Below are 13,816 nucleotides of genomic sequence, written 5' to 3' on the forward strand. Positions count from 1 at the left end.
CCTACCTCGACTTCGCGAGCGGAGAGAACCGGGCCTGGTTGAGGGAGAAGGGGGTCGGCTTCTTCCCCGTCGTCGGGTGGGCGGAGCGCGGTGGATACAACGCGACGGGCCCGGGAAACTCTGTGCCGCGCTTCCACATCACCTGGGGAACGGGCCCAGGACTGGTCGCGCCGTTCCAGGCGTCCGTGGAGGCCGCGGAAGCGACCGGGCGCATCACGATCCTCCCCCGTCACCGCGTCACGGCACTGAGGACCCACGCGGGGGGTGTGACGGGCGCGCACGGCGACGTGCTCGCCCCCTCAGCGGCCGCGCGAGGAGAGCAGACGTCGCGGGACGTCGTCGGCTCGTTCGAGATCCTCGCGGCCGCGACGATCGTGTCCTCCGGCGGCATTGGCGGCAACCACGATCTCGTCCGCGCACAGTGGCCGGCGCGATTGGGCACGCCGCCGACGCGGATGATCACGGGCGTCCCCGCGTACGTCGACGGGTCCATGCAGCCCGTCGCGCGGGCGGCCGGGGCGCACCTGATCAATGGGGACCGCATGTGGCACTACGTCGAGGGCATCCAGAACTGGAGTCCGATCTGGCCGAACCACGGCATCCGGATTCTCCCGGGCCCGTCGTCGGTGTGGCTCGAGGCGACGGGTGCGCGCCTCCCGGTGCCGTTGTACCCCGGGTTCGACACGCTCGGCACACTGGCGCACCTGCGGCGCACGGGACATGACCATTCCTGGTTCGTGCTGTCGCAGAAGATCATCGAAAAGGAGTTCACGCTCTCCGGAAGCGAGCAGAATCCCGATCTCACCGGGAAAGACGTGCGTCTGCTGCTGCGTTCGCGACTCGGCAAGGGAGCCGCAGGTCCCGTCAAAGCCTTCATGGACCGGGGAGCGGATTTCGTCGTCCGCAGGTCGTTGGACGAGTTGATCGAGGGCATGCGGGCTCTTCCCGGTGGCGAGGTGCTCGATCCGGAGCTCGTGCGCCGCGAGATCGAGGCGCGCGACCGCGAGATCGCCAACGACTTCACGAAGGATGCGCAGATCGCGATGCTCAGATCCGCACGCGCGTTCCGCGGCGACCGCCTCATCCGCACCGCGGCACCTCACCGGATTCTCGACCCGGCGAACGGACCGCTGATCGCCGTCAAGCTCCACGTCCTCACGCGGAAGTCTCTCGGGGGCATCAAGACAGACCTGTCGGCACGGGCGTTGGACGAACGGGGCTCCGTGATCCCGGGGCTGTTCGCCGCCGGTGAGGCGGCGGGCTTCGGCGGCGGCGGTGTGCACGGCTACCGGGCTCTGGAGGGCACCTTCGTCGGCGGATGCCTCTTCTCCGGTCGCATCGCGGGACGGGCGGCAGTCGGTTAGTGTGCCATCGCCGCGGGGCGGGTCAGATCACGTTTCAGGCGACGCCCGTCGCCCGAACCTCCGTCAGCCCCGTGTGCACGCGCGTCCGTGTCAGCACGTGCCCGCGTTGCAGAGTGATCCGCGTCCACGGGCCGCTGCGCCGAACCGCGGCCGTCTCGCCACCGGCGATGAAGCCCAGAGCGAAGGCGGCGAACGCCACCCCACGGGGCAGCTGGCCCAGCTCCCCGTCGGCCTCCCCCCACACCTGGGCGCGCACGAGCCGGACCACGTCTTCGCCGGCGGCCTCGGGGACCGCTTCGGCCACGGCCGCGATGCCCCATTGCGCGCGCGAGGCGAGTGTGGCGGCCTCGATGCTGCTCTCCTCCACCCAGCCGCCCCGCGGCGGAGACACTCCCGCCCACGGTGCCGTGACGGCGGAGTCGGGGAGAACAACCGCGCGCGGGTCGTCGCCGATCGTGAGTGACGCGGCATCCACGACGAGATCGCACTCGAGTTCGGGGTCGACGCGCACGAACCGCATCCCGAGCACGGTCGGGGTGGACTCCAGCAGGCTCTGGGGTGCGAGCGGCGCCGACGTCAGCGCGAGTGTCCCCCCTGCGGCGCGCAGGCGCACGGCGCCGTCACCGAGTCTCGCAGCGCGGTCGGCGAAAGTGAGGACGTCCGACCTCGTCGAAGGGTCGGGGAACCACAGCTGTGCAGACATCCGACTTAAACTATCAAGCGGTACGGATCACGGACGGAGAGCGTGTGGGAGCAGGGATGCGCGGCGAGACCGATCCGGTCGCCGAAATGCTGGACGTCCTGGATATCTCCTCCGGTGACGCCCGGACGACCGAGGACATCTTCACCGGGATCTCCCACCCGATGCCGACGGGCCGCATCTTCGGGGGCCAGGTGCTGGCCCAGGCCATCATCGCCGCGGACAGGACGACCGGCGACGATCGCGTGCCCCATTCGATGCACGGGTACTTCCTGCGCCCCGGCGACGCGACGCGGGGAGTCACCCTGTCGGTCGATCGCATCCACGACGGCCGCTCCTTCTCCACGCGCCGCACGCAGGTCTACCAGGACGGGGTGCCGATCTTCTCGATGATCGCCTCCTTCGAACACGAGGATGCCGGGTTGGACCACCAGAGCCGCATGCCGGAGGACGTCCTCGGTCCCGAAGAGGCGCTCGCGCGATGGGAGACGACGCGGCGGCATCCGCTGTCGCAGCGCCTTCTGGATCGCAACCCGATCGAGGTCGTGCATGCCGAGGGAGCGATCTACGACGCGGTGCATGGCGAGCACGTTCCCGCCCAGAACGTCTGGATGCGGGCGAAGCGGCCTATCGGGAGCGATCCCGCGCTGCATCGCGCCGTCTTGGCCTATATGAGCGATCTGACCATCCAGGAGCCGGTGCTGCGCGGTCATGGGATCGCCTGGTCGCAGCCCGGGCTGAAGGTCGCCAGCCTCGATCACGCGATGTGGTGGCACCGGCCCGTGCGCGTCGACGAGTGGCTGCTGTACGTGCAGAACTCGCCCAGCGCGCGCGCCGGGCGCGGGCTCTCTTCGGGTCGGATCTTCACGCGCGAGGGCGAACTCGTCGCTTCGGTCGGGCAGGAGATCATGGTCCGCGTCCCCTGACACCGGCTGACTCGTCGGGCTGTCAGCGCCGCCGGAACGACACCGGGTCACCGAGGTAGGGAGCCCACGCGTCACGCATCGTGTCGGTGAGTCGCACCGGTCGGAAGGTGTCTGCTTCGACGAGCACGACGGATGAGGATGCCTTCGCATACAGCGTCTGACGCTCGTCGCCGCGCGGGCTGTAGACCTCGTAGCAGACCTCGATACTCGATCCTCCGAGCTTTCCGAACCACATCTGGATGTCGAGCGGCTCGCGCCTGTACGGCACCGGCGCGAGATACTCGATCTCCTGATGAGCGATGAGCGTCAGCACACCGGCATCCGTACCCGCCTCGATCACCGCCGTGTCGGGTGCTTCGTCGCCGAAGACCGGCGTCCAGAACACCCGCACACGCGCTTCTTCGAGCAGCTTCAGCATCGTCGCGTTGTTGACGTGGTTGAAGGCGTCGAGGTCGCCCCATCGCAGGTGGATGGGGACGTGCAGTCGCTCAGTCACGGGTGAGCTTGCGGTGGGTCGAGCGGTGCGGGTTGGCCGCGTCCGGGCCGAGGCGCTCGATCTTGTTGGCCTCGTACGCCTCGAAGTTGCCCTCGAACCAGTACCACTTGTCGGGGTGCTCGTCGGTGCCCTCGTAGGCGAGGATGTGGGTCGCGATGCGGTCGAGGAACCACCGGTCGTGGGTGATCACCACCGCGCAGCCCGGGAACTCCAGGAGGGCGTTCTCGAGCGAGCTCAGCGTCTCGACATCGAGGTCGTTGGTGGGCTCGTCGAGCAGGAGCAGGTTGCCGCCCTCCTTCAGGGTGAGCGCCAGGTTGAGACGGTTGCGCTCACCGCCGGAGAGCACCCCCGCCTTCTTCTGCTGGTCCGGGCCCTTGAAGCCGAACTTCGACACATAGGCACGCGAGGGGATCTCGGTCTTGCCGACCGTGATGATGTCGAGGCCGTCCGAGACGACCTCCCACAGCGTCTTGTTCGGGTCGATGTTGGCGCGGCTCTGGTCGACGTAGCTGATCTTGACCGTCTCGCCGACCTTGAGATCGCCGCCGTCGAGCGGCTCGAGGCCCACGATCGTCTTGAAGAGCGTCGTCTTTCCGACGCCGTTGGGGCCGATGACACCCACGATGCCGTTCGGGGGCAGGCTGAAGCTCAGCCCGTCGATGAGGGAGCGATCGCCGAAGCCCTTCTGGAGCTTCTTGGCTTCGATGACGACGCTGCCCAATCGGGGACCTGCCGGGATCTGGATCTCTTCGAAATCGAGCTTGCGCGTACGCTCCGCCTCGGACGCCATCTCTTCGTATCGGGCGAGACGAGCCTTCGACTTCGTCTGACGCCCCTTCGCCGAGGAACGGACCCAGTCGAGCTCGTCCTTGAGGCGCTTGGCGAGCTTCGCGTCCTTCTTGCCCTGGATGTCGAGGCGCTCGGCCTTCTTCTCCAGATAGGTCGAATAGTTGCCCTCGTAGCCGATGAGCCGGCCGCGGTCGACCTCGGCGATCCACTCCGCGACATTGTCGAGGAAGTACCGGTCGTGGGTGATGGCGATGACCGCGCCCTTGTACGACTGCAGGTGCTGTTCGAGCCAGAGAACGCTCTCCGCGTCCAGGTGGTTGGTGGGCTCGTCCAGCAGCAGCAGGTCGGGCTTCTGCAGCAGCAGCTTCGCCAGTGCCACCCGGCGGCGCTCGCCTCCGGAGAGCTTGGTCACCGGCTCGTCCGCGGGCGGGGTGCGCAGCGCGTCCATGGCCTGCTCGAGCTGCGAGTCGAGGTCCCAGCCGTCGGCCGCGTCGATCTCTTCCTGCAGCACGCCCATCTCGGCCAGCAGGGAATCGAAATCTGCGTCCGGGTCGGCCATCAGCGCCGAGATCTCGTTGAAGCGGTCGACCTTGGCCTTGATCGCCACGCCCTCCTGGATGTTCTCCAGGACCGTCTTGGTCTCGTCGAGCTCGGGCTCCTGCATCAGGATGCCGACAGTGAAGCCCGGCGTCAGCTTGGCCTCACCGTTGGACGGCGCGTCCAGACCGGCCATGATCTTCAGGATCGTCGACTTGCCGGCGCCGTTGGGGCCGACCATGCCGATCTTGGCCCCGGGGAGGAACGCCATCGTGACGTCGTCGAGGATGAGCTTCTCGCCCACCGCTTTGCGGGCACGGACCATGGAGTAGATGTATTCGGCCATAACGGGCCAAGTCTACGCGGCCGTGGTGACCTCCACGGCGTGCGGGCGGCTGGTCACCAGTCGATCGGGCGTGTCTGTCCGACCAGGCACGTGCCCTCCGGCACGAGCGGAAGCACGCGCGCCTGCGGGCCGGGTACCGACGGGCCGACCTGTCCGACCAGGCACTCGCCCTTCCACTTGACGGAGAACTGGATCGAGTCGGCCTGATTTCCGACCGTCGTCAGATCCTGCGTGACTTCCATGGCCGACTTGTCGAAGCCGCCCGCAGTGAGCGCGTCGATGTATGCCCGCCCCTGCGCCGCCTGTGGACCGGACGCCACCGCGTCGACGATCGACGTGAAGTAGGGCAGATTCTGGGTGGCAGAGCCGTTCGGCATCAGCGCTGGTCCCGTCGGAGTCGGTGTGGGTGTCGCCGTGGGCGTGAGGGACACCGACAGTGTGGGTGTCGGGGTGGGGGCTGCGGTGGTGCAGCCGCTGAGCATGAGGACCACGCCGACGCATGCGGCGAGGGAGAAAGGGACCGCACGCTGACCGACGTTTCGCACGTCACGAGTCTAGGCGGCGTCAGAACGGGGTTGTGTCCTCGCCCGCTGTGGCCCACCCGCTGGCACTGACGAGGGCGACATCCGGTTCTTCGGGTGAGGAGGCCGCGTCGCTGGAAGCATCCGTGCTCTGTGGAATGTCGGAGGGGCCGTCGCCGGGCACGGCCCACCCCGTGCTTTGCGCCACAGTCGCGGACGCCGACGGTGTGGTTCCCTTCTGGAAGCTCGTGGTGCCGAACATGAGGTCATGGCCGAGTCCGTCGGCGTCGATCTCGGCGGAGGATCCGCTCTTTCCTCCCGACTCCCATTGCTTGACGCGGAACCGTCCGGTGACGATGACCCGCTGCCCCTTCTCCAACGATGCCAGGGCGTGATCGGCCAGCTTCCTGTATGCCGAAACCCAGTACCAATTGGTGTGACTGTCGACCCACTGACCGTTCTCGAGGCGTCGTTCGCTGCTCGCGAGTCGAAAACTGATGGCGGGGATGCCGCCCGGCAGTTCCCGACGCTCGGGCTGGGACGCGACGTTGCCGATGACGGTGATGCGATCGCTCATGATGACTCTCCTTGTCTTCGATGCCCGGACGATCCGGCTGGCGCCGCGACCGGCGTATCCTTCGTGCGCCGCGGCACCCCCAGCGTCCTTCTCGTCGCAGAGCGTCGACGCGAGGCGCGAGCAGATTGTGGAGACGGCGCCGAAGCGCAGAGATGGGGAGGAGGCCTCGATCGGTCGTCCGACGGCGGGGCCCGGGGGTGCCGACGATGTCGGAGGGAGAACGTATCTTCGAAAGTGGCGGTGTCAGTGACGGTGACGGGAGTGGCGACATGATCAGTGCGGCAACGGCCCTACCTCGGTCCGTGCGCGGGTGTTCCTTGCGAGCGGTGTCCGACCGTCGGTGGAGGGTCATCGACAGACGCGGCGTCGTGATCGGACACGTCCGGCGCGAGCAGTCGGCGCAGGGGACGCGTTTTCACGCGGAGCGCTTCGAACTCGCCCGAGCCAGAATGCGCGAGCTGGGCTCGTTCTGCAGGCTCGACGAGGCGGTCGAGTGCCTGGCGTATCTGCGCTGACGAGCAAGCCGCGCTCGTCACACCACCGCGTCGAGGATCTCGCCGCCGTGCACGGGGGCGGCGGCTCGCACCGAGGGCCACGCGTCGGCGAGCGTGTCGACGGCGCGTCGGAGCTCCTCGGGTGGTGCCGTGAAAGGCAGGCGGAGATGACGGTCGTGCGTCCCGTCGACCCCGAATCGCGACCCGGACGAGAGAGAAACGCCATGGGCGCGGGCTGCGAGGACGAGCCCCGTGCTCAGAGGAGCATCCAGCTCCACCCAGAGCGCCACGCCGCCGTGCACCTGCGGGATCTTCCACTCCGGCAGGCGGCGGGTGAGCGCATCGACGAGAGCGTCTCGGCCCGATCTGAGCAGCAGAGAACGCTGCGTGAGAATCTCCGGCAGGTGGCTGAAGAGACGAGCGGCGACCGCCTGCTCGAAATCCGGTGTGCCCAGTTCCCTGGCGGGGCGCGCCGCGACGATTCGCTGCACGAGTTCCCCGTCCGCGCGGATCCACCCGATGCGCAGACCACCCCAGACGATCTTGCCGAGCGAGCCGACGCGCACCACGGCATCGTGGCCGAACGCCGGTGATGCGGCGGGAACGTCGATGGTCAGATCGGCGGTGGTCTCGTCGATGACGAGAGTGGCGCGCGAGGCGCGGGCAGCGTGTGCGAAGGCTGCCTCTTCCTCGTCCGTCATCGAGCGGCCCGTCGGGTTCTGGAAGCGTGGCATCAGATAGGCCATCCGTGGCTGCGTTCGTGTGAACACTTGAGCCGCGCGATCGAGGTCCCAGCCTCCGCCGATCGTGACCGGCACAGCTACCAGTCGCGCGCCGGCGGCACGAATCGCCTCGGCCGCATGGGGGTACGTCGGCCTCTCGATGACCACCCGATCCCCACGACCGACGAGAACGGTCGACAGGAGGTGGATCGCCGCCTGCGCACCTGTCGTCACGACGATCTGGCTCGGGTCGGTCGGGATGCCGCGTGCGCTGTATCGGTCTGCGATCGCTTCTCGGAGTTCGATGGCGCCCCGGATGTCATAGCCCGACCGAGCGACGATGCGTGCGGCATCCGCCGCGGCCTCCGCGATGATGCCGGCGAGCCCCGGCCACGCGGCGGGACTGGCCTGTTGCAAATCGATGGCGCCGGTCGTGGCCGCTGCGCCTCCGATGTCACGGCTCGGCCGCGCCGTCGTCACGCTTCCCGATCCGCGAAGGCTTGCGATATGACCGGTGTCGCGCAGGCTGCGATATGCCGCAGCGACCGTCGTTCGGCTCACCGAGAGTGCAGCGGCGAGTTCTCGTTCGGCGGGAAGAGCGGTGTGCGCGGCGATGCGGTTGTCGAGGCACAGGATGCGGATGCTGTCGGCGAGGGCCTCATACGCCGGCTCCCGCGTGCGCCACCCGCCCAGCATCCCGGCGAACGTCCGCGCCCCGATCCTCGAGTCCATGGTGGCCACAGTATCCGAATTGGACTGGTAGTAGATGTCCAATTGTGAGATTGGATTGCTGCATGACTGCACGTCTTGCTCGCCTGCTCATCGGTCTCATCCTCTACGGCGTTGGTTGCGGCGTCATGGTGCAGGCCCAGATCGGCGTGGATCCTTGGACGGTCTTCGCGCAGGGACTGTCGGTGCAGACGGGGGCGGGCATCGGATGGATCACGAACCTCGTCGGCCTGCTCGTGCTGCTGCTGTGGATTCCGCTGCGCCAACGGCCGGGCATCGGCACCCTTGCCAACATCCTCCTCGTCGGAACCAGCATGCAGCTGACGATCTTGGCGCTTCCGGCGATGAATGGATTCGTGACGCAAGTGATCGTGTTCCTCGGCGGGATGGCGCTGGTCGCGCTGGCCTCGGGAATCTACATCGGAGCGCGTTTGGGGCCGGGGCCGCGCGATGGCCTCATGACCGGCATGAACTCCCGGCTCGGGTGGCCGGTGTGGGCATGTCGACTCACGATCGAGGCGACCGTGCTTCTGTTCGGGTGGCTCCTCGGCGGCACCGTGGGCCTCGGCACGGTGCTGTTCGCAGCCGGCATCGGTCCCCTGGTCCACGTCGCTCTGCGACTGCTCGACGTGTCACGTCGCGGGGCCGCGGCCCAGGTCGACCCCGGTCGAGACCCGGTCGCGGCGGCGGGCGCCCCGCGCGTGGGCTGATCCGATCGCGCAGGGACGCGCGCCGTGGCGGTGCGGGCTGCGCAGCAGAGCGCCTAGTGCTGGCGGAACTGCGGCCAGTCGGACCCGGGAGCAAGGTGGCTGTGGAGGGCGCTCTTCGCGACCTCCATGGACGGATACGTGCCGACACTCGCGGTGGCGCCGGCGACCGTGGGCGTGTAGCCCTCCTCGCTCTTTCTCACCGTGCCGACGACGTTGCCGTCAGTGCCGTATGCGACCCACAAGGTGGATGATGCCGAGGTCATGATGACTCCTCTCGTCACCGCCGACGGTACGCGCTCGCGGCGGAACTATCGAGGGGTCGGCTCACCGTCATCCGACGAGCGACACTCCGAAGCCGGCCACCACCTGGCGCAGTTCGGTGAGGTAGCGCTGGGCCTGGTCGGTCAACGGCACCGCCGTGCGCCCGATCCATCCGATCTCGATCTGCTCGTCGACGTCGAGCGCAACGGCCACGATCTCGGGATCGAGGTCGTCGCTGATGATGCCCGTCGAGATGGTGTAACCGTTCAAGCCGATCATCAGGTTGAAGATCGTGGCGCGATCCGAGACGCGGATCTCGCGCGAGCTCGACAGCGTCGACAGGATCTCTTCGGCGAAGTAGAACGAGTTGTTCGCACCCTGATCGAACGTGAGTCGAGGCAACGATGAGAGGTCTTCGAGACTCACGCTCCGCTGCAGCGAGAGCGGGTTTCGGCGCGAGACGAAGACGTGCGGTGCAGCGACGAAGAGCGCGTGAAATGCCAACCCCGAGTCGCGCAGGAGCTTTCCGATGACGTTGCGGTTGAACTCATTGCGAAACAGGATGCCGAGTTCGCTGCGCAGCGTGCGCACATCCTCGATGATGTCGAAGGTGCGCGTCTCCCGCAGCGAGAACTCGTACTCGGCGGCATCAGTTGCTCTGACCATGCGGACGAACGCGTCGACGGCGAAGGAGTAGTGCTGGGTGGAGACGCCCAGCAGGCGCCGCGAGGGAGCAGCGCCGAGGTAGCGCTGTTCGAGCAGTGCAGCCTGCTCGACGACCTGGCGGGCGTATCCGAGAAACTCGATGCCGTCGGTGGTCAGGCTCACTCCGCGGGCGGTTCGCAGCAGCAGGTCGCGTCCGATCTTCTTCTCGAGGTCGCGCATCGCAGCGGACATCGTCGGCTGTGACACGAACAGCAGGTCGGCCGCCGCACTGATCGACCCCTCCGCAGCGACCTCGATAAAGTACTGGAGCTGCTGCAATGTGATTCCCATCGGGGGCCGAGACATAGCCACAGACTATATGGGCTCATAGTTTGAGCGCATTACTCGATGACAGCGCTCGTCCCGCATGCTCGGATCAGCATCATTCGCGGCCGTACCGGCCCCTGCCCAGGATTGGCCCTCGCATGGCGAACGACATCGCTTTCAGCATCACGACCACTCGTTTCGACGAGGATTACGCACCCGCCGCACATTCGCGTGTGACGACGAACTTCGCGAATCTGGCGCGTGGCGCCGGGCGCCGCCAGAACCTCCGCAACGCGCTCGCGATGATCGACCGTCGGTTCAACGAGCTCGCCGCCGGCGACGATCAGGGCGCCGAGCGCTATCGGGTCGAACTCGACATCGTAACGGTGCAGCTGCAATTCGACGACACGGCCGAGGCCGAGCGCTTCCCCATCATCGAGGTTCTCGACGTCGGCATCCTGGATCACCGCACGGGTGAGCGCCACCGCGGCATCGTCGGGAACAACTTCTCCTCATATCTGCGCGACTACGATTTCAGCGTCGTGCTGCCGGCAGCGACAGCCGCCGCGGGAACGTTCACCGTTCCGGAGGATTTCGGCATCCTGCACGGTGAGCTCTTCCAACGGTTCTTGGCGTCGGATGCCTACCGGCAGCGCTTCGCGGGTTCGCCGGTGATCTGCATCAGCGTGTCGACCAGCCGCGCGTACCGTCGCACGGGCCTCGTGCACCCGGTGCTCGGCACCGAGTACGTTCAGGATGCCTTCTCTCTCACCGACGATTACTTCGCGCGGATGGGTCTGCAGGTGCGCTACTTCATGCCGCGCGGCTCCGTCGCGCCACTGGCGTTCTACTTCCGCGGCGACCTGCTGAACGACTTCTCCGATCTGCAACTGATCGGCACGATCGCGACGATGGAGACGTTCCAGAAGATCTATCGTCCCGAGGTGTACAACGCACTCACCCCCGCCGGCGAGGTCTACCGTCCCACCCTGGATCATGTCGACTTCGTCCGCACCGAGATCGACTACGACCGTGAGGAGCGCAGCCAGCTAGCCGTCACCCAGGGCCGCTACGCCGAGGAGTACTTCGTGAAGCCCCACCTCCAGACCCTGGAACAGTGGATCGCCGGCGTGGCGGAGCCCGTCGCATGACCGGCGACGGCACCGTCCATCAGGCTCCTCTGCTGCCGGTGACGACGGTCGGCAGCCTCCCCAAGCCCGCCTGGCTCGCCGAGCCCGAGGTGCTCTGGTCGCCGTGGCAGCTGCACGGCGACGTGCTCGCCGATGGCAAACGCGACGCGCTGCGCGCCGTGGTGCACGAGCAGCAGCGGCGCGGCGTCGACATCATCACCGATGGCGAACAGACCCGTCAGCACTTCGTCACGACCTTCATCGAGCACCTCGACGGCGTCGACTTCGACAACCGCGAGACGGTGCGTATCCGCAACCGCTACGACGCCAGCGTGCCGACGGTGGTCGGCGCGGTCGGTCGTCGCGCGTCCGTCTTCGTCGAGGATGCGGCGTTCTTGCGCGGGCAGACCGATCTGCCCATCAAATGGGCTCTGCCAGGACCGATGACGATGATCGACACGTTGGCGGATCGGCACTATGGCAGCCGTGAAAGGCTCGCGTGGGAGTTCGCGACGATCCTCAATGAGGAGGCTCGCGAACTCGAAGCCGCCGGAGTGGACATCATCCAGTTCGACGAGCCGGCGTTCAACGTCTTCTTCGACGAGTTGAAGGACTGGGGAATCGCTGCGCTCGAACGCGCCGCGGAGGGCCTGCGCGTCGAGACCGCGGTGCACATCTGCTACGGGTACGGCATCAAGGCGAACACCGATTGGAAGGCGACACTCGGATCCGAGTGGCGTCAGTACGAGGAGTCCTTCCCTCTTCTGCAGCGCTCGCGTATCGATATCGTCTCGCTGGAGAGCCAGCACTCGAATGTGCCGATCGAGCTCATCGAACTCATCCGCGGCAAGAAGGTCATGCTCGGCGCCCTCGACGTGGCCAGCGCGCACGTCGAGACCCCGGAAGAGGTCGCGGCGGTGCTGCGGCGGGCGTTGCCGTTCGTCGACGCCGACAAGCTGATTCCGAGTTCGAACTGCGGGATGGCCCCGCTGTCACGGGAGGTCGCATTCGGCAAACTGAGCGCACTGTCCGCCGGAGCAGCACTCGTACGCGCCGAGCTGGCAGGCGCAGACTCGTGACGCGCGGCTCGATGCGGTGCCCCCGGCAGGATTCGAACCTGCGACCAACGGATTAGAAGGCCGTCGCTCTTCCACTGAGCTACGGAGGCGCTCTCCCAGCGTACTGTGGTCGCCGGCCCGTCGCTGATCGTGACGCATCGGTGCCGAGGTCGCAGGCCCTCATTAGGATGAACGCATGGTGAATGCCGCGGAGAACGATCGTCTCGTCTGGATCGATTGCGAGATGACCGGTCTCGACCTCGACGTCGACGAACTCGTCGAGATCGCGATCGTGGTCACCGACTTCGAGCTCAACGTCCTCGACCCCGGCTTCCAGGTGGTGATCAAACCTGACGCCTCGGCGCTGGCGAACATGAACGATTTCGTCACCCGTATGCACGAGACATCCGGGCTCCTCGCCGAGATCCCGGACGGTATCAGCCTGGCCGAGGCGGAGTTCGAAGCTCTCGAGTACATCCAGAGGTTCGCTCCTGAGGGCAAGGCGCCGCTTGCGGGAAACACGATCGGCACCGACCGGATGTTCCTTGCAAAGTACATGCCGCGTGTCGACCGCTGGCTCCATTACCGCAGCGTCGACGTCTCCAGCATCAAAGAGCTGTCTCGTCGCTGGTACCCGCGGGCGTACTTCAACGCGCCGGCGAAGGACGGTGGCCACCGGGCACTGGCCGACATCCTCGAGTCGATTCGTGAGCTGGCGTACTACCGGCAGGCCGTCTTCGTTCCGGAGCCGGGGCCCTCCAGCGACCAGGCACGCGACGCGGCGGCCGCCGTCGTGTCGTCGTATGCCTCCGGTGTGTAATACAATCGTCTGGTTGCCTGGAAGCAGGCGCATGGTGGCTATAGCTCAGTTGGTAGAGCACCGCGTTGTGGTCGCGGGGGTCGCGGGTTCAAGCCCCGTTAGCCACCCCACTTCTCCCCGATCGGGATGTCGACATGATCGAGATGGACGCCGACGCGTTCGAAGCTCTCGTCTCCGACGAACTCGATCTGCTGCCCGAGCGCATGCTCGTCGGACTCGACAACGTCGTCTTCGTCGTCGAGGACCGGCCCGAGGACGGTTCCCTCGACCTGCTCGGTCTCTACGACGGTCTGGCGTTGACAGAGCGCGACCGTTACGGCACCGGGGAGCTGCCCGACCGGATCATCCTCTACCGTGAGCCGCATTTGCACGCCTGCGGCTCGATCGTGGAGCTCCGGGACGAAGTGCACACCACACTGGTGCACGAGATCGCGCACTTCTACGGGATCGACGACGAGCGCCTGCACGAGTTGGGTTGGGCATGACGATTCCCCTCGAGGATGTCCGCCTGGAGGAGCGCTCGGAGGTGACCGGTCCCTGGCAGACGGTGGTCTGGAACGATCCGGTCAACTTGATGAGCTACGTCGTGCATGTCTTCCGCACCTACTTCGGTTACACCCGCGAGCACGCCGAGCGTCTGATGCTGCTGGTGCACCACGAGGGC

General features: G+C 66.9%; 16 protein-coding genes and 2 tRNA genes. 9 read left to right on the forward strand and 9 right to left on the reverse strand.

The window, feature by feature from the left end; genetic code table 11:
- Positions 1–1,364, forward strand: a 1,364-nt coding sequence (locus tag BGN98_RS03510) for an FAD-binding dehydrogenase (RefSeq protein WP_288119598.1), incomplete at its 5' end; no start/stop codon positions are given.
- Between the two features lie 34 nt (positions 1,365–1,398).
- On the opposite strand, the gene BGN98_RS03515 is transcribed toward BGN98_RS03510, so the two are convergent.
- Positions 1,399–2,067: a DUF8185 domain-containing protein gene (locus BGN98_RS03515; protein WP_061683239.1), complete on the reverse strand. Its 669-nt coding sequence runs from the start codon at positions 2,065–2,067 to the stop codon at positions 1,399–1,401.
- A gap of 56 nt (positions 2,068–2,123) precedes the next feature.
- Here BGN98_RS03515 and BGN98_RS03520 point away from each other — a divergent pair, with 56 nt between their 5' ends.
- Complete coding sequence (locus tag BGN98_RS03520) at positions 2,124–2,990, forward strand: acyl-CoA thioesterase (RefSeq protein ID WP_005050306.1); 867 nt, start codon at positions 2,124–2,126, stop codon at positions 2,988–2,990.
- Between the two features lie 22 nt (positions 2,991–3,012).
- Here BGN98_RS03520 and BGN98_RS03525 read toward each other — a convergent pair whose 3' ends face one another.
- The 5 genes from BGN98_RS03525 to yczR all read right to left on the reverse strand — a co-directional run bounded on the left by BGN98_RS03525 (position 3,013) and on the right by yczR (position 8,204).
- Positions 3,013–3,486 (reverse strand): acyl-CoA thioesterase, encoded by a 474-nt coding sequence (locus BGN98_RS03525; protein WP_005050305.1) that lies wholly within the window; start codon positions 3,484–3,486, stop codon positions 3,013–3,015.
- A complete protein-coding gene (gene ettA / locus BGN98_RS03530) occupies positions 3,479–5,158 on the reverse strand; it encodes an energy-dependent translational throttle protein EttA (RefSeq protein WP_061683240.1) in 1,680 nt (559 codons plus the stop codon). Before ettA ends, BGN98_RS03525 begins: the two co-directional genes overlap by 8 nt.
- A gap of 53 nt (positions 5,159–5,211) precedes the next feature.
- Positions 5,212–5,703, reverse strand: a complete 492-nt coding sequence (locus tag BGN98_RS03535) for a DUF6993 domain-containing protein (protein WP_036316709.1) — start codon at positions 5,701–5,703, stop codon at positions 5,212–5,214.
- 19 nt (positions 5,704–5,722) lie between these two features.
- Entirely contained in the window at positions 5,723–6,256 is a 534-nt protein-coding gene (locus tag BGN98_RS03540; RefSeq protein WP_061683241.1) for a single-stranded DNA-binding protein, read from the reverse strand.
- 532 nt (positions 6,257–6,788) lie between these two features.
- Positions 6,789–8,204: a MocR-like transcription factor YczR gene (gene yczR, locus BGN98_RS03545; protein WP_061683242.1), complete on the reverse strand. Its 1,416-nt coding sequence runs from the start codon at positions 8,202–8,204 to the stop codon at positions 6,789–6,791.
- 62 nt (positions 8,205–8,266) lie between these two features.
- On the opposite strand from yczR, the gene yczE reads away from it, so the two are divergent.
- Positions 8,267–8,911 carry a membrane protein YczE gene (gene yczE, locus BGN98_RS03550; protein WP_061683243.1) on the forward strand — a complete coding sequence of 215 codons (645 nt, stop codon included), beginning with the start codon at positions 8,267–8,269 and terminating at the stop codon, positions 8,909–8,911.
- Positions 8,912–8,964: 53 nt separating this feature from the next.
- On the opposite strand, the gene BGN98_RS03555 is transcribed toward yczE, so the two are convergent.
- Complete coding sequence (locus tag BGN98_RS03555) at positions 8,965–9,174, reverse strand: hypothetical protein (protein WP_036285410.1); 210 nt, start codon at positions 9,172–9,174, stop codon at positions 8,965–8,967.
- Positions 9,175–9,241: 67 nt separating this feature from the next.
- Complete coding sequence (locus BGN98_RS03560; RefSeq protein WP_061683244.1) at positions 9,242–10,183, reverse strand: LysR family transcriptional regulator; 942 nt, start codon at positions 10,181–10,183, stop codon at positions 9,242–9,244.
- 119 nt (positions 10,184–10,302) lie between these two features.
- On the opposite strand from BGN98_RS03560, the gene BGN98_RS03565 reads away from it, so the two are divergent.
- Positions 10,303–11,295, forward strand: a complete 993-nt coding sequence (locus tag BGN98_RS03565) for a putative oxygenase MesX (protein ID WP_036285397.1) — start codon at positions 10,303–10,305, stop codon at positions 11,293–11,295.
- A complete protein-coding gene (locus tag BGN98_RS03570) occupies positions 11,292–12,353 on the forward strand; it encodes a methionine synthase (RefSeq protein WP_036285395.1) in 1,062 nt (353 codons plus the stop codon). The genes BGN98_RS03565 and BGN98_RS03570 overlap by 4 nt, the downstream gene beginning before the upstream one ends.
- 17 nt (positions 12,354–12,370) lie before the next feature.
- On the opposite strand, the gene BGN98_RS03575 is transcribed toward BGN98_RS03570, so the two are convergent.
- Positions 12,371–12,442: transfer RNA gene (locus tag BGN98_RS03575), tRNA-Arg, on the reverse strand.
- 86 nt (positions 12,443–12,528) lie between these two features.
- Between BGN98_RS03575 and orn the strand changes: the two genes are divergently transcribed.
- The 4 genes from orn to BGN98_RS03595 all read left to right on the forward strand — a co-directional run.
- Positions 12,529–13,152 (forward strand): oligoribonuclease, encoded by a 624-nt coding sequence (gene orn / locus BGN98_RS03580; protein ID WP_036285393.1) that lies wholly within the window; start codon positions 12,529–12,531, stop codon positions 13,150–13,152.
- Between the two features lie 34 nt (positions 13,153–13,186).
- A tRNA-His gene (locus BGN98_RS03585) sits at positions 13,187–13,262 on the forward strand.
- A 24-nt stretch (positions 13,263–13,286) separates the two neighbouring features.
- Positions 13,287–13,637 carry a metallopeptidase family protein gene (locus tag BGN98_RS03590; RefSeq protein ID WP_036285558.1) on the forward strand — a complete coding sequence of 117 codons (351 nt, stop codon included), beginning with the start codon at positions 13,287–13,289 and terminating at the stop codon, positions 13,635–13,637.
- A partial coding sequence (locus BGN98_RS03595) for an ATP-dependent Clp protease adaptor ClpS (RefSeq protein ID WP_288119603.1) occupies positions 13,634–13,816 on the forward strand: 183 nt, incomplete at its 3' end. The genes BGN98_RS03590 and BGN98_RS03595, both read left to right, overlap by 4 nt.

The sequence above is a fragment of the Microbacterium sp. 69-7 genome (genome assembly GCF_001897985.1).
GTDB lineage: Bacteria > Actinomycetota > Actinomycetes > Actinomycetales > Microbacteriaceae > Microbacterium > Microbacterium laevaniformans.

What these genes read in the sequence shown, in the direction of transcription:
- BGN98_RS03560 (WP_061683244.1), bottom strand. Translation starts at nt 10,183, where the DNA reads ATGTCTCGGCCCCCGATGGGAATCACATTGCAGCAGCTCCAGTACTTT.
- yczR (WP_061683242.1), bottom strand. Translation starts at nt 8,204, where the DNA reads ATGGACTCGAGGATCGGGGCGCGGACGTTCGCCGGGATGCTGGGCGGG.
- BGN98_RS03540 (WP_061683241.1), bottom strand. Translation starts at nt 6,256, where the DNA reads ATGAGCGATCGCATCACCGTCATCGGCAACGTCGCGTCCCAGCCCGAG.
- ettA (WP_061683240.1), bottom strand. Translation starts at nt 5,158, where the DNA reads ATGGCCGAATACATCTACTCCATGGTCCGTGCCCGCAAAGCGGTGGGC.
- orn (WP_036285393.1), top strand. Translation starts at nt 12,529, where the DNA reads ATGGTGAATGCCGCGGAGAACGATCGTCTCGTCTGGATCGATTGCGAG.
- BGN98_RS03590 (WP_036285558.1), top strand. Translation starts at nt 13,287, where the DNA reads ATGATCGAGATGGACGCCGACGCGTTCGAAGCTCTCGTCTCCGACGAA.
- BGN98_RS03555 (WP_036285410.1), bottom strand. Translation starts at nt 9,174, where the DNA reads ATGACCTCGGCATCATCCACCTTGTGGGTCGCATACGGCACTGACGGC.
- BGN98_RS03520 (WP_005050306.1), top strand. Translation starts at nt 2,124, where the DNA reads ATGCGCGGCGAGACCGATCCGGTCGCCGAAATGCTGGACGTCCTGGAT.
- yczE (WP_061683243.1), top strand. Translation starts at nt 8,267, where the DNA reads ATGACTGCACGTCTTGCTCGCCTGCTCATCGGTCTCATCCTCTACGGC.
- BGN98_RS03565 (WP_036285397.1), top strand. Translation starts at nt 10,303, where the DNA reads ATGGCGAACGACATCGCTTTCAGCATCACGACCACTCGTTTCGACGAG.
- BGN98_RS03570 (WP_036285395.1), top strand. Translation starts at nt 11,292, where the DNA reads ATGACCGGCGACGGCACCGTCCATCAGGCTCCTCTGCTGCCGGTGACG.
- BGN98_RS03515 (WP_061683239.1), bottom strand. Translation starts at nt 2,067, where the DNA reads ATGTCTGCACAGCTGTGGTTCCCCGACCCTTCGACGAGGTCGGACGTC.